General features: G+C 67.2%; 15 protein-coding genes. 7 read left to right on the top strand and 8 right to left on the bottom strand.

Features of this window, described 5'->3' with window-relative positions; translation table 11 throughout:
- Window positions 1-4 precede the first annotated feature (4 nt).
- The gene (locus ACFFJ7_RS05975) at window positions 5-3,409 is read right to left on the bottom strand and encodes a YhdP family protein (RefSeq protein ID WP_377591153.1); all 3,405 of its coding nucleotides are present in this window, start codon (window positions 3,407-3,409) and stop codon (window positions 5-7) included.
- A 338-nt stretch (window positions 3,410-3,747) separates the two neighbouring features.
- Here ACFFJ7_RS05975 and ACFFJ7_RS05980 point away from each other — a divergent pair, with 338 nt between their 5' ends.
- The 3 genes from ACFFJ7_RS05980 to ACFFJ7_RS05990 all read left to right on the top strand — a co-directional run bounded on the left by ACFFJ7_RS05980 (window position 3,748) and on the right by ACFFJ7_RS05990 (window position 8,238).
- A complete protein-coding gene (locus ACFFJ7_RS05980) occupies window positions 3,748-4,212 on the top strand; it encodes a peroxiredoxin (protein WP_166948082.1) in 465 nt (154 codons plus the stop codon).
- 152 nt (window positions 4,213-4,364) lie between these two features.
- Window positions 4,365-7,079: a valine--tRNA ligase gene (locus ACFFJ7_RS05985; protein ID WP_377592093.1), complete on the top strand. Its 2,715-nt coding sequence runs from the start codon at window positions 4,365-4,367 to the stop codon at window positions 7,077-7,079.
- A gap of 385 nt (window positions 7,080-7,464) precedes the next feature.
- Window positions 7,465-8,238: a tetratricopeptide repeat protein gene (locus tag ACFFJ7_RS05990; protein ID WP_377591155.1), complete on the top strand. Its 774-nt coding sequence runs from the start codon at window positions 7,465-7,467 to the stop codon at window positions 8,236-8,238.
- A gap of 81 nt (window positions 8,239-8,319) precedes the next feature.
- On the opposite strand, the gene xth is transcribed toward ACFFJ7_RS05990, so the two are convergent.
- Both xth and recG read right to left on the bottom strand, forming a co-directional pair.
- Entirely contained in the window at window positions 8,320-9,102 is a 783-nt protein-coding gene (xth, locus tag ACFFJ7_RS05995) for an exodeoxyribonuclease III (RefSeq protein WP_377592094.1), read from the bottom strand.
- 26 nt (window positions 9,103-9,128) lie between these two features.
- Entirely contained in the window at window positions 9,129-11,234 is a 2,106-nt protein-coding gene (recG, locus tag ACFFJ7_RS06000; RefSeq protein WP_377592095.1) for an ATP-dependent DNA helicase RecG, read from the bottom strand.
- 116 nt (window positions 11,235-11,350) lie between these two features.
- Between recG and ACFFJ7_RS06005 the strand changes: the two genes are divergently transcribed.
- Window positions 11,351-11,677, top strand: coding sequence for an FAD assembly factor SdhE (locus tag ACFFJ7_RS06005; RefSeq protein ID WP_166948086.1), 327 nt, complete (start codon window positions 11,351-11,353; stop codon window positions 11,675-11,677).
- A gap of 19 nt (window positions 11,678-11,696) precedes the next feature.
- The gene (gene mfd, locus ACFFJ7_RS06010; protein WP_377591158.1) at window positions 11,697-15,227 is read left to right on the top strand and encodes a transcription-repair coupling factor; all 3,531 of its coding nucleotides are present in this window, start codon (window positions 11,697-11,699) and stop codon (window positions 15,225-15,227) included.
- Here the strand turns inward: mfd and ACFFJ7_RS06015 are convergent.
- Window positions 15,214-15,984 carry a heparan-alpha-glucosaminide N-acetyltransferase gene (locus ACFFJ7_RS06015; protein ID WP_377591160.1) on the bottom strand — a complete coding sequence of 257 codons (771 nt, stop codon included), beginning with the start codon at window positions 15,982-15,984 and terminating at the stop codon, window positions 15,214-15,216. The two genes, mfd and ACFFJ7_RS06015, sit on opposite strands and share 14 nt — an antisense overlap.
- 328 nt (window positions 15,985-16,312) lie before the next feature.
- On the opposite strand from ACFFJ7_RS06015, the gene ACFFJ7_RS06020 reads away from it, so the two are divergent.
- Together ACFFJ7_RS06020 and ACFFJ7_RS06025 are read left to right on the top strand one after the other, a co-directional pair.
- Complete coding sequence (locus ACFFJ7_RS06020) at window positions 16,313-16,894, top strand: cold-shock protein (RefSeq protein ID WP_166948092.1); 582 nt, start codon at window positions 16,313-16,315, stop codon at window positions 16,892-16,894.
- 130 nt (window positions 16,895-17,024) lie between these two features.
- On the top strand, window positions 17,025-17,522 hold the full coding sequence (locus ACFFJ7_RS06025; RefSeq protein WP_377591162.1) for a DUF192 domain-containing protein: 498 nt from the start codon (window positions 17,025-17,027) through the stop codon (window positions 17,520-17,522).
- A 114-nt stretch (window positions 17,523-17,636) separates the two neighbouring features.
- On the opposite strand, the gene ACFFJ7_RS06030 is transcribed toward ACFFJ7_RS06025, so the two are convergent.
- From ACFFJ7_RS06030 to ACFFJ7_RS06045, 4 genes are all read right to left on the bottom strand, one after another.
- Window positions 17,637-18,077 (bottom strand): DUF2852 domain-containing protein, encoded by a 441-nt coding sequence (locus ACFFJ7_RS06030; RefSeq protein ID WP_166948096.1) that lies wholly within the window; start codon window positions 18,075-18,077, stop codon window positions 17,637-17,639.
- A 140-nt stretch (window positions 18,078-18,217) separates the two neighbouring features.
- Window positions 18,218-18,940, bottom strand: a complete 723-nt coding sequence (locus ACFFJ7_RS06035; protein ID WP_166948098.1) for an arginyltransferase — start codon at window positions 18,938-18,940, stop codon at window positions 18,218-18,220.
- A gap of 152 nt (window positions 18,941-19,092) precedes the next feature.
- On the bottom strand, window positions 19,093-19,539 hold the full coding sequence (locus tag ACFFJ7_RS06040) for an RDD family protein (protein WP_166948100.1): 447 nt from the start codon (window positions 19,537-19,539) through the stop codon (window positions 19,093-19,095).
- Window positions 19,540-19,749: 210 nt separating this feature from the next.
- Window positions 19,750-20,550 carry a MerR family transcriptional regulator gene (locus ACFFJ7_RS06045; RefSeq protein WP_377591166.1) on the bottom strand — a complete coding sequence of 267 codons (801 nt, stop codon included), beginning with the start codon at window positions 20,548-20,550 and terminating at the stop codon, window positions 19,750-19,752.
- Window positions 20,551-20,687 lie beyond the last annotated feature (137 nt).

The following is a 20,687-nucleotide window of genomic DNA, read 5'->3' on the forward strand; positions in this document are numbered from 1 at the left end:
TGCCCTACTGGCCGGGGGGCGGCGGTTGTGCCGGCTGCTGCTGCCCGCTGTCGGCGCGGCCGAGATCGAAGAACTTGCGGAAGATGCCCGGTGCGATCGCGGAAAGCGGGTTGACGGTGAGCGCCGGCGAATCGAGCGCCCCCGTCGCACGGAAGTTGATGGCGAAGAGGCCCTCGTACTGCCCGCCCCCCAGCAGCGGGCCGAGCAGGGGCACCTGGCTGAAGATGTTGTTGAGAGCATAGGCCGGCACGTAGGTGCCCGACACATCGATGCGCTCGTTGCGCGTGTCGACGTTGCCCTCGATGGTGACACCGACGCCCGGCCCCCACAGCACGCCTTCCTGGATGTTGATGCGGCCGGGTGCGCGGGTGAAACTCACCCGGAGCTTGGTGAAAGGCACATTGCCGGGGTCGACGGCGATTTTTTTCGGGCTTTCCGTGAGGATGCGCTCCATCGTCGGCTCGTTGCGAATCGCGAAATCGCGAATCAGCACCTTTCCGGCGCCGCCCTGCGCCAGATCGACGTGCATCTGCATGTCGCCGCCCGCCATGTGCGCGTAGATGTCGGCGAAGCGCAGCGCCGCGCCGGCGTTCTTCGTGGCGAGCGAAATCCCCGTGTTCCCGCTCATCTCGGCCGACAGCGGCGCGCCGCTGAAGCTGCCGGTCAGCCGCAGTCTCTCCGGCTCGCCGCCACGCAGCCCGAGCTTGAGGGCCGCTTTCGAGATCGTCTCGTTGTTGAAGCCGGCGATGATGTTCACCGCGACATTGACATCGAGGTTGAGCCCGGAGCCGCCGCCTGCCTGTCCGCCGCCCTGCCTGCTCGCGCCCTCGCGGAAAATGCGCAGGAAGGAGCGCGCGTCGAGCAGGTTGCCCTGCACGGCAAGCCGGAGGACACCGTTGCCCTGATCGGCGTCGACCGCGAAATCGTCGTTGGGGGACAGCCTGACCTGCGTGAGGCTGGCGCTCTTCAGCGCGCCGTCGGCGTTGAGCCGTGCGGCGCCCCGGGCGCTGACGGAGCCTGCGTTCAGGACAATGTCCGACAGGGCATAGCCGTTGTCGTCGAGGGCGGAGAACGTCAGCCGGCCCGGCTTGCCGGCGGCCTTCGTCCAGCCGGGCAGAAGGTTGTCGATGCGCGCGCGCGTCAGATCGACATCGACCTTGGCGGGCGCCGACGGCTTGGCGGCGCCCGTGCTGAACGACGTGCTGACGCGCGCGACGACCGGCCCCGTCAGGCGCTTGCCGAGGTTGATGCCCCGCGCGGCTCTCGCGGCATCGTCGAGAGTGAGGGTGATATCGGCCTGCGCGCTGCCGTCGCGCTTGCGCAGCGGCTGGCGCAGGCTGAGTTCTGCCGGCATGCCGCCGAGCTGGCCGTTTCCGGACAGCGACAGATTCTTCGAGTCGAGATTGAGCTGCAGGCTGGCGTTCGTCAGCCGGTCCTTGCCGCCGTCGAGATCGATTGCCAGACGCTCGATGCGCCCTGCAGCCTGCGTGACGACCTGCTCCGGCCGCAGGTGGTTTACCATCGGCAGGGTGATGGAAACGGCGAGGTCCGCGTCGCCGCCGACCGATTCCGGCGATACATCGACATTGAACATGTCCTTCAGCGCCTCGCGCCGCAGCAGATGCGCCAGTGCCGCCGTGCTGCCGCGCAGGCGGAAGCCGATGTTGGCTTCGATGGGGGGCGTCAGCCGCGGGACGTCCATGCGCCCCTCGCTCAGGTCGAGGATCGCCCCCGGCGCGACCTCCGCCTTCGCGGACGAGGCGGTGACGGATGCGGTGGCGCCGGTCACGAGGCCGCTGACGGTCGCCTGCTCCAGGGGCGGAAAGCCGGGCGCGGCCGTGAGCGTGACCTGCGAGGCGGAGAACTGCGTGCGGACCGAATCCGCCGGCAACGGTTCGCGGCGGCGGGAGGCCGCGAGCTGTTCGGCCGTGAGATTGACCGCGACATTGAGGGAATCAACGATGCCGGCGGACAGGTTGTCGATCAGGTAGCGGCGCGGTTCCGGCGTGACGAACGGCGGCCAGAAACGCAGGATCGACCGCGCGTTCGAGCGCGCTGTCTGGATGCCGAGGCGAACGCCGTCCTCGTTGCCGGGACCGCCGATCTCGCCGTTGAGCGCGACACCGAAGCCCGCGCCGGAGACCGCCACCCGTTCGATGCGCAGGCCACCGCCCCGCATGCCCGCTGCCATGACTTCCACGGCGTCGATGGCGAGGGGAGCCTCGCGCGGCGAGAGCGGCGGCAGGACGGCGTCGCGGCCGTCGAGCTGCAAGCGCCAGGAGCTGTCCGGATCGTCGAAAGCGACGCGCCCGCCGAGCGTGAAGCGGGAGCCGTTCGTCTCCAGCAGGAGGGAGGGGATGCGGATGCCACTGCTTCCCTCTTCCCGCTCCGCCTCCAGCCGGAATGCGGAGACCTCGAAAGACGGCTGGTCCCGGTCGTGATAGATCACCGTGCCGGGTGACGATTCGAGCTTGCCGGAGAGCGCCGCGAGCTTGTTGTCCGCGGTGATCGCGACCTTGAGCCTCGCCGAAAAGGTGAGGTCGCCCTCGACGAGCCCGCCATGCGCGCCCGCCAGCATCAGCAGGTCCGTCATCGGCGCGCCGTCGAGCGCCAGTGCCACGGTCCGTTCCTGTCCGCTGCCGCCGGTGACGTCGCCGCGTGCCGTCCACCGTCCGGAAGGGCCCTGCAGGGCGAGGGAAACGGCGAGGCTGCCGGAGGCCTCGCGCGTCAGGTCGGCGGTGACGTCGGCGAAGGTGAGACGCTCCGCGCCGTGGACGTCGATGACCGTCACCCGCGCGTCGGAGAGCGCGACCCGGTCGAGGGAGCGTGTGAGCCCCGTCTGGTCGGCCAGCAGGTTGGCGATGCCGACCACGGCCTCGTCAAAGGAAACGGCGGGCTGTTGTTGCTGCGGCGTCCCGGCGGGCGGTGGCAGAACGTTCGCTGCGTCGCCGGGGTGCAGACTGCCGTCGGGCATCATGGTGAGGCGTGCGTCGAGGCCCGAGAAGGCGACGGACGTCAGGCCGATCTCGCCATAGGCGAACCGCCACGGATCGACGGCGATCTCGCCTGCGCGCGCGCGCAGGAAGACGGTGCCGTCCGGCTGCACGATCTCGATGTTCTCGGCGAGCAGCGCCGGGCCGTGGTCGGTGAGTGCGATACCGGTTTCCGAGATGCGCGCGCTCCAGCCGGGGGAGAGCTGGTCGGTGAGCGCCCTGGCGATCGGCTCGGCCAGCGACTGGGTCGACAGCGAGCCGAAGGACATCCGCGTGACGATGGCGACGACGCAGAAGACCAGTATCGCCGCCGTCCACAGGCCGCTGCGCAGCAGGCTGGCCAGCGCTCTGCCGGCCGCGCTCCGGCGCCTGATGCGCCTGCGCCGTTTGCTGCGAATCTGTCGTGGCCTGATCATGCCCTACCGTTGGTCTGCCGGTTGCGAAGTCCGCGCGAAACGCCCGGCGTGGAAACTGTCGACGCCCGATTCTCCACCGGGCTCGCATAGGCATTGTCCGCCGGGGCGCCGATGCAGGCGCGCGGGCGAGCCTTCAGGCTATACCAGTGTAACGCGAACGCCTGTCCGGCGAATCGCGTCAGACGCGAAATCCCGTCCAAAATCGTCCTTTTCCCACAAAAAGTTCTCCTGTCGGACTACACTGCTGCGCGGCACGCGCGAATCCTGCTAGCTTTTCATATTTATATATTGCGCGTTTTGCTGCCTGGTTTGGCGCTTTTATGACGATGGAGGACGCTATGAGTCTTGAAGCGGGTGACATCGCCCCCGATTTCACGCTGGCCGGCAGCGGCGGCGAGACATATTCGCTCGCCGGGTTGCTGGGGCGCAAGGTGGTGCTCTACTTCTATCCGAAGGATGATACCAGCGGCTGCACCAAGGAGGCCATAGCCTTCAACGGCCTGCGTCAGGCCTTCGCGGACGCCGGCGCGGAGATCGTCGGCGTGTCGGCCGATAGCGTGAAGAGCCACGATTCCTTTCGCGAGAAATACGATCTCACCATTCCGCTCGCCTCGGACGAGAAGAAAGAGGTCATCGAGGCCTACGGCGTGTGGGTCGAGAAGAGCATGTACGGGCGCAAGTATTTCGGCATCGAACGGGCCACGTTCCTGATCGACGGCGAGGGGCGCATCGCGCAGGTGTGGCGCAATGTCAAGGTTCCCGGCCATGCCGAGGCCGTGCTGAAGGCGGCGCAGGCGCTTTAACGGGCTCCTGGCACCGCGGGCGTCGGGCCGATGCGCCTTGACAGGCGCGTTCCCGTCCGTTTCATCTCCTGCGGAAAGAAGCGTGCCGCGCGGCGCGCTCCCGTGGTGTCGCGCCCCGGCGCGCCAGAAGACGAGTATGCAAGTTGAGTGCGATGGAAAAGACTTTCGAGCCCGCGGCCGTCGAGGCGCGCATTTCGAGTTCCTGGGAAGAGGCGGGCGCTTTCCGTGCCGGCCGGCCGGACCGCAGGGCGGCGGCGCCTTATTCCATCGTCATTCCGCCGCCCAACGTCACCGGCTCCCTGCACATGGGCCATGCGCTCAACAATACGTTGCAGGACATCCTGTGCCGGTTCGAGCGCATGCGCGGCAAGGACGTGCTCTGGCAGCCGGGCATGGACCACGCGGGCATCGCCACGCAGATGGTGGTGGAGCGTCAGCTCGCCGAGCGCCAGCAGCCCGGCCGGCGCGAGATGGGGCGGGAAGCCTTCGTCGCGCGCGTGTGGGAATGGAAGGCAGAGTCGGGCGGCACCATCGGCCGCCAGTTGCGCCGCCTCGGCGCTTCCTGCGACTGGTCGCGCGAGCGCTTCACCATGGACGAGGGCCTGTCGCGGGCGGTGCGCAAGGTCTTCGTGCAGCTCCACCGCGACGGCCTGATCTATAAGGACAAGCGCCTCGTCAACTGGGATCCGCGCTTCCAGACGGCGATCTCCGACATCGAGGTGCAGCAGGTGGAAGTGAAGGGCCATCTGTGGCACCTGCGCTATCCGGTTGCGGACGAGCCGGGCCGCTTCATCGTCGTGGCCACCACGCGCCCCGAGACCATGTTGGGCGACGTGGCCGTGGCCGTGCATCCGGACGACGAGCGCTACCGCGATCTCGTCGGCAAGGATGTGCTGCTGCCGCTCGTCGGCCGGCGCATTCCGGTCGTCGCCGACAGCTATTCCGATCCCGAGAAGGGCACCGGCGCGGTCAAGATCACGCCCGCGCACGATTTCAACGACTTCGAGGTCGGCAAGCGCCACGGCCTGCGGCTCATCAACGTGCTCGGGCCGGAGGCGGAGGTGCGCATCGTCGGCAACGAGGATTTCCTGCGCGGCGCCACGCCCGGCCCGGATCTCGACGCGGTGCTGGCGCTGGAGGGCGTGGACCGCGCCAAGGCCCGCAAGGCCGTCGTCGCCCTGCTGGAGGAGCGGGAACTCGTCGAGACGATCGAGCCGCACACGCACATGGTGCCGCACGGCGACCGTTCGGGCGTCGTCATCGAGCCGTGGCTCACGGATCAGTGGTACGTCAACGTCAAGCCGCTGGCGGAAAAGGCGTTGAAGGCCGTGCGCGACGAGCGCACCGTCTTCATTCCGCGCAACTGGGAAAAGACCTTCTTCGACTGGCTGGAGAACATCGAGCCGTGGTGCATCTCGCGGCAATTGTGGTGGGGCCACCAGATCCCGGCGTGGTATGGGCCGGACGGCCACGCCTTCGTCGCCGGGACGGAGGAGGAGGCGCGCGACGCGGCCATCCGCCACTACGGCAACAGCGACGTCACGCTCACCCGCGACGAGGACGTGCTCGATACGTGGTTCTCGTCGGCGCTGTGGCCGTTCTCGACGCTCGGCTGGCCGGACGAGACGCCCGAGCTGAAGCGCTTCTACCCCACCAGCACGCTGGTGACGGGCTTCGACATCATCTTCTTCTGGGTGGCCCGCATGATGATGATGGGGCTGCACATTCTGGATGAGGTGCCGTTCCGCAACGTCTACATCCATGCGCTGGTGCGTGACGAGCGCGGCGCGAAGATGTCGAAGTCGAAGGGCAACGTCATCGATCCGCTCGATCTCGTCGATCGCTACGGCGCGGATGCGCTGCGCTTCACCCTCGCGGCCATGGCTGCACAGGGGCGGGACATCAAACTGTCCACACAGCGCGTCGAGGGCTACCGGAACTTCGCCACCAAGCTGTGGAACGCCGCCCGCTTCGCCGAGATGAACGGCTGCGTGCGCGTGGCGGGCTTCGATCCGGCCGGCGTGACGGAAACGCTCAATCGCTGGATCGTCTCGGCGGCGGGGCGGGCGACCGCGGAGATCACGACGGCGCTGGAGGAATTCCGCTTCAACGAGGCCGCGGGCGGGGCGTATCGCTTCGTCTGGAACCTGTTCTGCGACTGGTATCTCGAACTGGCGAAGCCCGTCCTGCAAGGAGAGGACGGACTTGCGAAGGACGAAACGCGCGCTACCGTCGCCTGGGTGATCGACGAGATCGCCAAGCTGCTGCATCCCTTCATGCCGTTCCTCACCGAGGAGCTGTGGGCGATCAAGGGCGCGGAAGGCCCGGCGCGCGACGGTCTGCTCACGCTCAGCTCCTGGCCCGTTCCCGTCGCGATCGGCGGGGAGGCGGCGGAGGCCGAGATCGGCTGGGTGATCGAACTCGTTTCCGCGATCCGGTCCGTGCGCTCGGAGATGAACGTGCCGGCCGGCGCGCAGATTCCGCTGGCGCTCGTCGCCGCCTCGCCGCAGACGCTGGAGCGCGCGCAGCGCTGGCGCGAGATCGTGGCGCGGCTTGCACGCCTGTCGGGCATCGACTTCGTGGACGCCGCCCCGGCGGGCGCGGTCCAGCTCATCGTCTATGGCGAGGTGGCCGCGCTGCCGCTCGCCGGCATTATCGACCTCGACGCCGAGCGCGCGCGTCTGAAGAAGGAGGCCGAGAAGCTGGTGGCGGACATCGCCCGTATCGACGCCAAGCTCGGCAATGCGGACTTCATCGCCCGCGCGCCGGAGGAAATAGTCGACGAGCAGCACGAGCGCCGCGCCGAGGCCGAAGCGCGCCACAGGCAGATCGCGGCGGCGCTGGAGCAGCTTGCGGCGCTGGGATGAGGGTGCCCGCCGGCAGGCGTGGCTTTTCTGCCACGCCTGCGGCTTTGTTGCATCGGGGGTGTATCGGCATGTGCCAAATACCTGTATTGCCGCGATGCCGCCATAAAGGGCGCGCTTCATAGGCTGCGATGAAACGGAAGCCGGCTTCGCAGTATACCGGTTTCGTTCGCGTGCCAGTTGGCTGGCATGAACGGTGTCGCGGCAGGTGGGGACGGGTAGAGCGGGTGCAGTGATGTTGGCGTGCTTTTCGATGCGAGCGCTGAAATAAATGAAATACGCTCGGAATGGCTCGGTCGTACTGTATTGCGTGGCGTCTTGTCTTGCCGCAGGTGTGTTTTCGTTCCCGGCGCGCGCGGACAATCTCGCCCAGGCGGCTCTCGCACCCGTGAAAACGAACGAGGGCGCCGCCAATCCGATCGAGGCGGCCAATCCTCTCCAGTCCCAGCCGCAGGGCGGCTTCAAATCCGTGGGCGATGCGTTCCGCAGCGGCATTCGTGACTACAATGCGGGCGACAAGACCGGCGCGGTGCGCGCGCTGCAATATGCCGCTATGCAGGGGCATACGGTGTCGCTGTGGAAGCTCGGACGCATGTTCGCGGAAGGCGACGGCGTCGACCACGACGATTTGAAGGCCTTCGAGTATTTCTCCCAGATCGCGGACCGCTATGCCGACGAAAGCCCCGGCACACGGCAAGCGCCGTTCGTGTCGAGCGCGTTCGTGGCACTCGGCGGCTACTTTCTGGACGGTATTGCGGGCAGCTACGTCAAGGCCGATGTCAGCCGCGCCGTGGACATGTTCCAGTACGCTGCGTCCTACTACGGCGACCCGGACGGGCAATACGCGCTCGCGCGCCTCTATCTGGACGGGCAGGGCGTGCCGAAGGACCCGCGCCAGGCGGCGCGCTGGCTGAAGCTGGCCGCTGAAAAAGGGCACAGGCAGGCCCAGGCGCTGCTCGGCAATCTGCTGGTGTCGGGCCAGGGCGTGCCGCGCCAGCCGGGACTGGGCCTCATGTGGCTGACGCTGGCGCGCGACGGCTCCGACGCCGACAAGGATGCGTGGATCGCCGAACTCCACGACAAGAACTTTGCCGCGGCAAGCGAGGCGGATCGGAAGCAGGCCCTTTCCTACCTTGAGCAATACATTCGTAAAAAGCAGTAAACATTTCCCTAAGGCCTCGGCGGGAAAAGTGGATACAGGTGGATATCGCTTTTCCCTTCCGTGATCGCCCGCAGCCCGTGTTCAGAGGTCGAGGTCGATCGAAACCGGCACGTGGTCGGACGGTTTCTCGTGCGCGCGCATCTGCTTGTGGATGTGTGCGGCCTTGAGGTGGTCGGCCGCCTGCGGCGACAGCAGCAGGTGGTCGATGCGGATGCCGTTGTTCTTCTGCCACGCGCCAGCCTGATAGTCCCAGAAGGTATAGAGCCCGTCCCGGTCGTCGCAGGCGCGCACGGCTTCCGTGAGGCCGAGATTGAGAAGCGACTGGAACTTCGCGCGGCTCTGCGGCAGGTACAGCGCATCGCCCGTCCATTGCTCGGGATGGGCGGCGTCGCGTGCCTGGGGGATGACGTTGTAGTCGCCGGCAAGCGCGAAGGGCTCCTCCAGAGCCAGCAGCGTGCGTGCGTGGTCGGCGAGGCGGTCGAGCCATTTCAGCTTGTAGGGATACTTTTCGCTGTCGGGCGGGTTGCCGTTGGGCAGGTAGAGCGAGGCTACGCGCACCGCGCCGGTTTTCACGGAAACCACGGCCTCGATATAGCGGGCCTGTTCGTCGCCGTCGTCGCCGGGCAGGCCGCGCGTCACGTCCTCCAGCGGCAGGCGGGAGACGATGGCGACACCGTTGAAGGTCTTCTGCCCGTTCACCGCCACGCTGTAGCCCTTGTCCTCGATCTGCGCGCGCGGGAAGGCGTCATCGACGCATTTGATTTCCTGCAGGCAGAGAATGTCCGGCTTCGCCTCGTCGAGGAACGCGGTCAGGTGGTCGATCCGCAGGCGGACGGAATTGATGTTCCAGGTAGCGATGCGCAGCATGGTGTTTTTTCCGTTGTGGTGAGTCAGCCGGCCCGTAGCAGGCGGATGGCCTCGTCGCGTTCGAAGAGATAGAGCAGGACGCGCAACGCCTGCCCGCGCTCGGACGCGAGGCCGGGGTCGCGCTCCAGCACGAGGCGCGCGTCGTCGCGGGCGATGCGCAGCAGGTCCGCGTCGTCGTCAAGGCGCGCCAGATGGAAGACGGGCGCGCCGGACTGCCGGGTGCCGAGAATTTCGCCCTCGCCCCGCAGTTTCAGATCTTCCTCGGCGATGCGGAAGCCGTCCTCCGTCTCGCGCATGATGGCGATGCGCGCCTTCGCCACCTCGCCGAGCGGCGCCTTGTAGACCAGCAGGCAGGTGGAGGCGCCGCTGCCGCGCCCGATGCGCCCGCGGAGCTGGTGAAGCTGCGCGAGCCCGAAGCGCTCCGCGTGCTCGATCACCATGATGGTGGCCTCCGGCACGTCGACGCCGACCTCGATCACCGTTGTGGCGACGAGAATCCGCGTTTCGCCGCGCTGGAAGGCGCTCATGGCGGCATCCTTGTCGCGCCCGTTCATCTTGCCATGCAGCAGGCCCACGACCGGGCCGAAGATGCGCTGCAGATCCTCGAAGCGCTCCTGCGCGGCGGCGACATCGATGGTTTCCGATTCGGCCACGAGCGGGCAGACCCAGTAGACCCGCGCGCCGCGCGCCAGCGCCCGGTGCAGGCCGTCGATCACCTCGTGCAGACGCTCCAGCGGCAGGGCGCGCGTGTCGATGGGCTGGCGGCCTGCGGGCTTCTCCTTCAGCAGCGATACGTCCATGTCGCCGAAGCAGGTGAGCGTCAGCGTGCGCGGAATCGGGGTCGCGGTCATCACCAGCATGTCGACGCCGTCGCCCTTGCGGCTCAGTGCAAAGCGCTGATGGACGCCGAAACGGTGCTGTTCGTCGATGACGGCAAGCGCGAGATCGTGGAAGGCGACGGCGTCCTGAAACAACGCATGAGTGCCGATGACGATCTGCGCCTCGCCCGATTCGAGCGCGGCAAGCGTCGCCGCGCGTGCCGTGCCCTTCTCGCGGCCCGTCAGCAGCGCGACGTTGATGCCGGCGGCGCGCGCCAGCGGTTCCAGGCGGGCGAAATGCTGGCGGGCCAGAATATCCGTGGGAGCCATCAGCGCCGCCTGCCGCCCGGCTTCGACCACGCCCGCCATGGCCAGCAGCGCGACCACCGTCTTGCCCGATCCGACATCGCCCTGCAGCAGACGCAGCATGCGCTGTGGCTCCGCCAGATCGCGGCGGATATCCGCGACCGCCTGCTGCTGCCCGCCGGTGAGCCGGAAGGGCAGCGCCTTCGTGAGCGCATCGACGAGACGACCGTCGCCGACAGTCACCCGCCCGGCCGCCTTCCGGTGCGTGGCGCGCATCAGCGCCAGCGCCAGTTGCGAGGCGAGCAGTTCGTCATAGGCGAGGCGCTTGCGCGTCCGGCTTTCGGGCGCGAGAGCCGCGGCCGATTCGGGCCTGTGCAGCGCTGTGAGCGCCGTGGCGAAATCGGGATACTGCTGTCGGGCGAGCCAGGCCGCGTCCTGCCATTCCGGCAGGTGCGGCAGGCGGTCGGCCAGCGCCGCCTGCGCGATTCGGGCGATGGTGCGTGAGGCGAGCCCCTCCGTCTGGCCGTAGACGGGCTCTATCAGCGGCTGGTCGCGCGCCTCCTCCTCCGTCATGATCCGGTCGGGGTGCACCATCTGGCGGAACCCTTCCCAGAACTCGATCCGGCCGGAAACCACGCGGGTCGCGCCTAGCGGCAGCATCTTGTCGATGCGTGCTTGCGTGGTGGAGAAGAATACCAGCGTGACGTCGCCGGTGCCATCCTCCACCAGCACGCGGAACGGCGCACGCGCCCGGCCGGTCGGCGGCGGGCGATGCTCCGCCACGCGCACCGTGAGCGTCACGATATCGCCCTCTTGCGTGTCGCGGATCGGGGGGCGGCGGCTGCGGTCGATGACGGAATGGGGCAGGTGAAACAGCAGGTCGACGACCCGCGCGGGTCTTTCCGCCGTCCCGAGCAGCCGGTCGAACAGCGCGCCCAGACGCGGCCCCACCCCCGGCAACACCGTGACGGGCGCAAACAGCGGGTCGAGCAGGGCAGGGCGCATGCGGGCGGCGATCCGGGCGTTGAGGTCGGCGAGACGCTGGTGACAGAAGCGAACGTACACGCTATATAGTCCAGCCGAACGCCCGTGGCGACCATATGTCTTTCAAGGGACAAATCATGAACAGTTTTTCAGAGGCAGATGGCGATGCCCAGGGGGCCGATCTCTCGGGCGGGCTTGCGCTCGACGCGCGGCGCAGGCGCATCCGTTTTCGCGCCTGGCATCGCGGCACGCGCGAGATGGACATGGTGCTCGGCCCCTTCGTCGACGCGGAACTCGACGCGCTCGACGAGGAGACGGTGGCGGAGCTGGAGCGCCTGATGGCGCTTCCCGACCGCGACCTCTTCACGTGGTTCAGCACGGGCGAGGTGCCGCCCGCGAACGACACGCCGATCTTCCGGCGAATCAAGGCGTTCCACACGCACCAATCCCCGATCAACGTCTGAGTTGCTGCCGGCCTGACGCATGTCCCAGTTGAAACGCGCCGTCGATGCCCTTGCGCGGGGCGACAGTCCCACCATCGCCAGCGTTCCGGACGGCTACGATGTCATCGTCGTGGCGGAGCTGGCGCGCGGCCTGCGCGAGAAGGAACTGCCCGCCGTCCTCGTGCACGTGGCGCGCGACGACCGCCGCATGGCGGCGCTCGAAGCCGGGCTCGCTTTCGCCGCGCCCGAGATCGAGGTGCTGTCGTTCCCCGGCTGGGACTGCCAGCCCTACGACCGCGTGTCGCCCACCTCGGCGGTGACGGCGCGGCGCATGATGACGCTGGCGCGGCTCGCGCGTACGCGCTCGTCGGAGCAGAAACCGCGCGTCGTGCTCACCACCGTCAATGCGCTCCTGCAAAGGGTGCCGCCTCTGCGGCAGGTGGCGACGGAGACGTTCTCGGCCGCGCCCGGCAACGCCATCGATATGGACAGGCTGGTCGAGTGGCTGGAGGTGAACGGCTTCGCGCGCACGCCGACCGTGCGCGACACGGGCGAATATGCCGTGCGCGGCGGCATCGTCGATCTTTTCGCGCCGGGCCTGGCCGAACCGATTCGCCTCGACTTCTTCGGTGATACGCTCGAATCGATCCGCGCCTTCGATCCCGAGACCCAGCGCACCACCCATCAGTTGCGTTCGCTCGATCTCGTGCCGATGAGCGAGGCGAAGATCACCACCGAGACGATCCGGCGTTTCAGGCAGGGTTACGTCAAGGCCTTCGGGGCGGCGACCCGCGACGACACATTATATGAAGCCGTGTCGGAGGGGCGCCGCCATCCCGGTCTCGAACACTGGCTGCCGCTGCTGCACGACCGTCTCGACACCCTGTTCGACTACCTGCCCGGCGTGCCGCTGGTGCTCGATTCGCTGTCGGGCGAAGCGGCAGTCGAGCGCTTCGCGCAGGTGCGCGACTACTACGAGGCGCGCAGGGCGGCGGCCGGTGATCCGGCGCGTGCCGGCGCCGGCACGCCCTACAATCCGCTGCCGCCCGGGCAGCTCTACCTCACGGAGAGCGAATGGGCCGAGCGGCAGGCGACGCTTCCGCTGGCGCGGCTCACGCCCTTTCACGAGCCGGACGACGCGGCGCGCATGGTCATCGACGCGGGGGCGAAGCCTGGCCGCAACTTCGCGCCCGAGCGGGTGGACGACACGGCCAACGTGTTCAAGGCCGCCGTCGATCATGTGCGCGACCTCACGCAGGCGAAGAAGCGCGTGGTGATCGCGGCGTGGTCGGACGGCTCGCGTGAGCGCCTGTCGCACGTGCTGGCCGACCACGGCCTGAAGCCGCTGACGAACGTCGGGCGTTTCGATGTCGCGCTGGCGCTGCCGCGTAACGAGGTGGCGCTCGCCGTCTGGGGGCTGGAGGCCGGTTTCGAGACGGCGAATCTCGCCGTCATCGGCGAGCAGGACATTCTGGGCGACCGCCTCGTACGCCAGAAGCGCAAGGCGCGCCGTGCGCAGGATGTCATCACCGAGGCGGCCGGCCTTTCGGCGGGCGATCTCGTCGTGCATGTCGACCACGGCATCGGCCGTTTCGTGGACCTGAAGACGATTACGGCCGCCGGCGCGCCGCTGGACTGCCTCGAAATCCACTATGCGGGCGGCGACAAGCTGTTCCTGCCGGTGGTCAACATCGAACTGCTGTCGCGCTACGGCTCCGAGGATACCGAGGTGCCGCTCGACAAGCTCGGCGGCGGCGCCTGGCAGGCCCGCAAGGCCAAGCTCAAGCAGCGTATCCGCATGATGGCGGGCGAGCTGATCAAGGTCGCCGCCGACCGCGCCATGCGCGAGGCGCCGCGGATCGAGGTGCCGGCCGGCCTTTACGACGAATTCGCCGCCCGCTTCCCGTATGAGGAGACGGACGACCAGCAGAGCGCCATCGACGCGGTGCTCGACGATCTGGCCGCCGGCCGTCCGATGGACAGGCTGGTGTGCGGCGACGTCGGCTTCGGCAAGACGGAGGTCGCGCTGCGCGCCGCCTTTGCCGTCGCGCTATCCGGCCACCAGGTGGCGGTCGTTGTGCCGACGACGCTGCTCGCGCGCCAGCATTACAACGGTTTCGCGGAGCGCTTCCAGGGGCTCCCGGTGCGCATCGCGCAGATGTCGCGCTTCGTTTCCGCTCCGGAGCTGAAGAAGGTGAAGGCCGGGCTCGCGGACGGAACCGTCGACATCGTGGTCGGCACCCACGCCGTGCTGTCGAAAACCATCCGCTTCAATGACCTGGGCCTCATCATCATCGATGAGGAGCAGCATTTCGGCGTTGCCCACAAGGAGCGGCTGAAACAGTGGCGGGCGGAGGTGCACGTGCTCACGCTCTCGGCGACGCCGATCCCGCGCACGCTGCAGCTGGCGCTCACCGGCGTGCGCGAGCTGTCGATCATCGCCACGCCGCCGGTGGACCGCCTCGCCGTGCGCACCTTCGTGATGCCGTTCGACGGGCTATCGATCCGCGAGGCGCTGCTGCGCGAGCGCTATCGCGGCGGGCAGTCCTTCTACGTCTGCCCGCGCATCGACGATCTTGCCGAGGTCAAGACGTTCCTCGACAGGGAGGTGCCGGAGGCCAAGGTCGCGGTGGCGCACGGGCAGATGCCGGCGGGCCAGCTTGAGGACATCATGACCGCCTTCTACGAGGGCAGGTTCGACATTCTGCTGTCGACGACCATCGTCGAATCGGGCCTCGACATCCCGCGCGCCAACACGCTGGTGGTGCATCGCGCCGATATGTTCGGTCTGGCGCAGCTCTACCAGTTGCGGGGGCGTGTCGGACGCTCCAAGACGCGCGCCTACGCGCTGTTCACCGTTCCCGCCAAGCGGCGCATCACGGCGACCGCCGAGAAGCGCCTCGAAGTGCTGCAGTCGCTCGACACGCTGGGCGCGGGCTTTATGCTGGCAAGCCACGATCTCGACATTCGCGGCGCCGGCAACCTGCTGGGCGACGAGCAGTCCGGCCATATCCGCGAGGTCGGTTACGAGCTTTACCAGCAGATGCTGGAGGAGGCCGTGGCGCAGTTGAAGTCTGGCGCCGCGGACGAGGAGGCGGAGGACCAGTGGTCGCCGACGATCACCATCGGCACGCCGGTGATGATCCCGGAAAATTACGTCGCCGACCTGCAATTGCGCCTCGACATCTATCGCCGCCTCTCCACCATCGACGAGGACCGCGAGATCGAGGCGTTCGGCGCGGAACTCGTCGACCGGTTCGGCCCGCTGCCGGAGGAGGTGGAACAACTGTTGCGCATCGTCGCCATCAAGGCACTGTGCCGTCGCGCGAATGTCGAGAAGATCGAGGCAGGCCCCAAGGGCGTGATCGTGTCGTTCCGTAACAACGCTTTCGCCAACCCGGCTGGACTCGTGTCCTACGTGGCCGGGCACGGGTCGCTCGCCAAGGTGCGGCCGGACATGCGCGTCGTGTTCATCGATTCGTTCGACAACGCCGAACAGCGGCTGAAGGGCGCTTCCACGATCCTGAAGAATCTGGTGCGCATCGCGGAGCGCGCGATCAAGGCGGCGTGAGGCTGTTCAGCAGATAGGCAAGGCCGGTGAGGGCGCCGAGCAGCACGATCTGGTGCGTCAGGTAAATGACGAGGCTGTTGCGGCCGGCGAACACGAGAAGGCGCCCGATGGCACCTTCTGCACGCCATGCGCCCCCCTCCTCGGGGATATAGGGCGCCAGCCATCGCCAGACCGCGATGCCGGCGAGCACGAAGGCGAACCAGGGAAACACCGGCACATAGTCGTTGCTGAGGGGCGGGATGACGCCGAGGCCGAGCCACGACAGCCACCACGCCTCGAAGGCGGGTGAGGCGACGGCCCACGGCAGGGTGAGCGCCGCCAGCGCGGCGGCGGCCACCAGCCACAGCGGTGCGCGCAGGAACGGCAGGGCAAGCACGCTGCAAAGCGCGATGCAATGCAGAATGCCGAAGAAGATGAAGCTTTGCGGAAAGGCGAACCACGACCCCACGGTGACGGCGAGCGCCGCGCCGGCGATCACCGCGAGGCGACGCAGGAACGTTGACCAGCGGATGCCGCCGCCATGCGCCAGTACCAGTCCGATCCCGGAAATCGCGAGAAAGGAGCCGGCGATCGTCTTCGCGTAAAGGCGCAGCCATGGATCGGTGGCGGCGTTGATATCGGAAAAGCCGGTGAAGTACAGGTCCCACGCGAGATGGTAGGAGATCATCGCCGCAATCGCGAGCCCGCGTGCAACGTCGAGCGCGGGGATGCGCCCGGGCGCGCGTTCACCGGACGGAGCGGGGCGTCGGCCTGTCATGCAGCGTGACCTTCATCTTCGCATGGTATGGGAGAAGACGTTTTCGATTCCGAAGTAACGGCATTCGGACTAGACTCGCAAGCGTGGCGTGAAACAAAGGTACGGACGGCGAGGTGCACGATGCGGCAATCGCACCTTGACCGGATCAGGGCGTGTGCCGGCGGTCGCGGCCGCAAGCGCGGGGGAGGCGTTGCTGTCGGCGTCGATGCAGTTGCGGCCACAAAGGCTGTGCGTGAATCACAAAGATGGCAGATTCGCGCCTGTTTTCGACTTTTGTTGGTGTTATCGTTAACCATATCGGATTCGTATTTTTCGGGTGCAGTGAACCATGACGGATGAGACGCATTCTGGTGCGCGCGTGGCGGCCGAGCGCGGCGAGGCGGACGGCGTTTCCTGTGATTTGATAGAGATCAGAGGCCGGATCAAATGGTTCGATACGTCGCGCGGCTTCGGCTTCGTTGTCCCCGACAACGGCATGTCGGATGTGCTGTTGCACATCACCTGCCTCAAGCGCGACGGTTACGAGACGGCGGTGGAAGGGGCGACGATTGTCTGCGACGCCATGCGCCGCGACCGCGGGCTGCAGGTCTTCCGCATCCGCTCCATTGATGTCTCCACCGCGCCTCACCCGTCCGAGCTGCCGGTGCGCACCCACGTTTCCGTGGTGCCGACAGGCGGCTTCCAGATGGTGGTCGTCAAGTGGTTCAACCGCCAGCGCGGCTTCGGCTTCGTGACCTGCGGCGAGGGCACGCCGGACATCTTCATCCACATGGAGACCATGCGCCGCTACGGCCTGATGGAACTCGTGCCGGGGCAGGCGCTGCTCGTGCGCTATGGCGATGGCCCCAAGGGCCGGATGGTGGCGGAGGTGCGCCTGCCGGACATCAGCCATGCGCCGGTTTCGCACTAGAATCTGTCCTGTTTACGTTGAAACAGGACAGATTCTCGATTCCTTATTTTGAGCGTGTTCTGATGGAATCAGATCGTGCGCTCCAATTTTTATATTTTACCGCAACTTGCAGAACATGGTCCGGCCAGGAATGAGCACCACGAAACTGAGCAGACGGGATGCGGGGGCTTTTCTGGCCGGCCTGTTGATGACGGTTGGTCTTGCGCTGTCGCCCGCCGCAGTCGCGCGGGCGCCATCGATTCTCCCCACGGAGCCGCTGACCATCGTGACCGCCTCCGGGCGGCACAGCTTCGTGGTGGAAGTGGCACGCTCGCAGGAGGAACAGGCCCGTGGCCTGATGGGCCGGCGCTACCTGCCCGCCGATCGCGGCATGATCTTCGATTATACTGACGCGCAGCCCGTGGCGATGTGGATGGAAAACACGTTCATTTCGCTCGACATGCTGTTCGTCGACGCACAGGGCCGGATTGTGCGCATCGCCGAGCGGACGGAGCCGCTGTCGCGCCGCATCATTCCCTCGGGAGGGCCGGTGCGCGCGGTAATCGAGCTGAACGCGGGAACGGCGGCACGCATTGGCGCCGCCGTCGGGGATTCGGTCGAGCTTTCGTTCATCGCGCCGGGCCGGTGAACGGCGGGGCGTCATGCCAACGCTCCCGGTCTTCGGCCGCTCCCGTGCGGGTTTCGCTTAAGCGCCGCGTTGGCTTGAGCATTCCTCGATGAGCAGGCTCATCGAGGAATGATGTTATGGCGTCGGATCGGCGTCGCCGCGCTGCCGGCGGAAACGCTCATAAACGTCCGCGCCGCCGGCCCGTTCCTGATCGAGGAAGGCGCGGAAGGCCCGCACCTCGTCCGCCAGCTTGCCGCGGTCGTTATTGATGCGCTGCAATTCCGTGCTCACGTGCGTGTCGAACCGATCGTTGCCGGTAGGCGCGAAAAAGTCCTCGTCCGCACTGCTGGCGGGCGTCCCGCCGCCGAACACGTCGCGCAGCCCGGCGCGCACCCGGCAGAAGCCTTCCGTCACCACGTCATCAAGGCTGCGGGGAGAACGCGAGCGGTCGTTCCAGTATTTCCACGCCAGCACCACGAGACCCAGCGGCCAGTAGATGATGAAGCCGATGACGAGCGCCGCCAGCTCGGCGGGGCGCCAGTCACGCAGCACTGAACGATGATCATGTTGCGTCATAGTCGTCTCCGGGAGCCGTGACACGCCCGGCGATCAGCGCCGTGCCGCGCGGCACAAGGTCTCCTGTCGGAGAAATAGTAAACGTCGGCGTGTAAACAAGAGGAGGCGCCTGGCGGAACCGGACCGCCGGTCCGGCGGCGCTATTCGCCGTCGTAGCGCACCCACCCCTCCGGCAGCAGGCGCTCCTGCGGATGGAAGCGGCTCTTGTAGCCCATGCGCCGCGAGCCATCGACCCAATATCCCAGATAGACGTAAGGCAGGCCGAGGATCTGCGCCCGGGCGATATGGTCGAGGATGAGATAGGTGCCGAGGCTGCGATGCGGAGCATCGGGCTCGTAGAACGAATAGACCATCGACAGTCCGTCGCTCAGGATATCGGTCAGCGCCACGGCGACGAGTTCGTCGTTCTCGCGCCGGTACTCGATAAGGCGCGTGGTAACGTGCGTATCTTCCACCATCACGGAATAGTCGAGAACGCTCATATCCGCCATGCCGCCGTCCGCGTGGCGGGCGTCGAGATAGGCGCGGAAGAGCCCGTACTGCTCCGACGATGCATGCGGCAGCACCATCGTCCCGGCGAGATCGCGGTTCTGGTTGATGACGCGCCGGAAGCTGCGCGTGGTACGGAAATCGTCCGCGACCACCCGGACGGAGACGCAACTGCGGCAGCCCTCGCATGCGGGACGATAGGCGATGGTCTGCGAGCGGCGAAAGCCGCCCTGGGTCAGCACATCGTTGATTTCCCCCGCGCGCCGGCCAATGAGGTGGGTGAACACCTTCCGCTCCTGCTGCGCCGGCAGGTAGGGGCATGGCGCCGGCGCCGTCAGATAGAATTGCGGAGCATTGCGCGGTTGCGTCGTCACGGCGGGAGATCACCGATATCGGGTTTCGGGGGCGACAGGTTTGTCCGGAAAGTGCATCATACCCGGTCGATGCGGTCATATGACCCTTCGGACAAGGATAGCATGCCGCCCGCGCAACTCAAGGGGCGCGCGGGCGCATCCCACACGTCGCGTCAGGACCGGGTGACCGTGACGCCGGTAAGGACGTCGTGCAGCATGCGCCGGTCGTCGCGCACGAGGGCGGTCAGCACGTCGAGCACGAAAAGGATGCACGTCCCGATCGCGATATAGAAAAAGATGGCGTGGACGGCGGCGATGAGGAAGTCGACGCGCGCGCCGTCCGGCCCGACGACACGCAGCCCCAGCCAGCGCATGCCGATGGTCGCCTGTGCCTCGCCCCCTACGGTGATCGCGCTATAAATGACGCCGGTGCCCGCCAGCAACGGGAACAGCAGCCAGGCGACGCCGAAGGTCACGATGCCGAGAAGCGCGATGACCCAGCCGAGCGCGATCGTTAGCATGAAGATAATCACGGCATCGACGAGGTAGGCGAAAAACCGCCCCGTCAGCACGCCTCGCGTGTCGAATCTCGGCCGCAACGGTGCCGGAACCTGAGTCATGAATGCCTCCCCACCATCGTATCAAACCGCTCCCGGAAAAGCGCGAAGCCCGCTTCCCTCCGGAATGGCGCGGAACGGGCAGCGTGCCGCCGGGCGATTCCGCGAAGACATGAACCGTTCCGGCGCCCGGTCGTATGCGATATAGGTGCGGCCCGCGGTGCTGTCATCCCCGCCCCGTCACGCTCCCTGTGGCGTGGCAACGCGCCGCCGTTACTCGGACTGGCGGTTCAGCGCGCTGGCGAGCAGGCGGCGGCACTCGCGCAGCTCGTCGACAACGGCCTGAAGCTGCTCGCGCGTGCTGCCCGCTAGCTGATAGCTCGGCTCGATCATCCGGTTGATCACCGCCGGGCTTCCCTGTGGATTGTTCCTGCGCGCACGCAGCGACAGCGGCCCGGGGGCGTAACGGTCTATGACGGCATCGATTTGCGCCGATGCGCCCGCATTGAACTCCGCCTCGTCCGCCTCCGGTATCCGGGCGGCGTGGCCGGCGAAATCAGCGTCATCGGTCGGTGCCGGGGGATCGTCGTCAACGATATCGCCGGCGGCATCGACCTGGTCATCCGGGTCGTCGGCGGGCCGCCATGCCTGCGCATCCGCATCGTCCTCGCCGCCGGTGAAGGAGGGCGCGCCGGGATCGTGCCCGTCCGCCGTGAACCCCTCGCCGGTAAGGTGAGACCCCGCCGCATGCCCGGCCGGCGTTGCTGCGAGGGCATCCGAAACTGGCCGTGACGAGCCCTGCGCCTGCGCGACCAGCCCCTGAACGTGGGCGACGCCCTGTTCCCTGAGGATGCGCTGCACGCCGCGAATGGTGTATCCCGCCCCATACAGGAGATGGCGGATGCCGCGCAGCAACGCGACATCTTCCGGCCGATAGAAGCGCCGGCCGCCGCCGCGCTTCACAGGCCGAATCTGCGCAAACCGCGTTTCCCAGAAACGCAGCACATGTTGGGGAATATTCAACTCTTCCGCGACTTCGCTGATGGTGCGGAAGGCGTCCGGTCCCTTGGTCACCTGTCACTCCTTCACGCAACAATCCGAATCCAGGGCCGCCTGCCCGGGATCGCCCCGCGCATCAGTATTGCGCTGCTCGGGAGTTGCGTAAATCCGATATGACACGCGAAACTGTCGCCAGGCTGTCCTAAGCCCGT

The sequence above is a fragment of the Pseudochelatococcus lubricantis genome (assembly GCF_042432495.1).
In the GTDB taxonomy this organism is placed as follows: domain Bacteria; phylum Pseudomonadota; class Alphaproteobacteria; order Rhizobiales; family Beijerinckiaceae; genus Pseudochelatococcus; species Pseudochelatococcus lubricantis.

What these genes read in the sequence shown, in the direction of transcription:
- ACFFJ7_RS05975 (WP_377591153.1), bottom strand. Translation starts at nt 3,409, where the DNA reads ATGATCAGGCCACGACAGATTCGCAGCAAACGGCGCAGGCGCATCAGG.
- ACFFJ7_RS05980 (WP_166948082.1), top strand. Translation starts at nt 3,748, where the DNA reads ATGAGTCTTGAAGCGGGTGACATCGCCCCCGATTTCACGCTGGCCGGC.
- ACFFJ7_RS05985 (WP_377592093.1), top strand. Translation starts at nt 4,365, where the DNA reads ATGGAAAAGACTTTCGAGCCCGCGGCCGTCGAGGCGCGCATTTCGAGT.
- recG (WP_377592095.1), bottom strand. Translation starts at nt 11,234, where the DNA reads ATGCGCCCTGCCCTGCTCGACCCGCTGTTTGCGCCCGTCACGGTGTTG.
- ACFFJ7_RS06005 (WP_166948086.1), top strand. Translation starts at nt 11,351, where the DNA reads ATGAACAGTTTTTCAGAGGCAGATGGCGATGCCCAGGGGGCCGATCTC.
- mfd (WP_377591158.1), top strand. Translation starts at nt 11,697, where the DNA reads ATGTCCCAGTTGAAACGCGCCGTCGATGCCCTTGCGCGGGGCGACAGT.
- ACFFJ7_RS06015 (WP_377591160.1), bottom strand. Translation starts at nt 15,984, where the DNA reads ATGACAGGCCGACGCCCCGCTCCGTCCGGTGAACGCGCGCCCGGGCGC.
- ACFFJ7_RS06020 (WP_166948092.1), top strand. Translation starts at nt 16,313, where the DNA reads ATGACGGATGAGACGCATTCTGGTGCGCGCGTGGCGGCCGAGCGCGGC.
- ACFFJ7_RS06025 (WP_377591162.1), top strand. Translation starts at nt 17,025, where the DNA reads ATGAGCACCACGAAACTGAGCAGACGGGATGCGGGGGCTTTTCTGGCC.
- ACFFJ7_RS06030 (WP_166948096.1), bottom strand. Translation starts at nt 18,077, where the DNA reads ATGACGCAACATGATCATCGTTCAGTGCTGCGTGACTGGCGCCCCGCC.
- ACFFJ7_RS06040 (WP_166948100.1), bottom strand. Translation starts at nt 19,539, where the DNA reads ATGACTCAGGTTCCGGCACCGTTGCGGCCGAGATTCGACACGCGAGGC.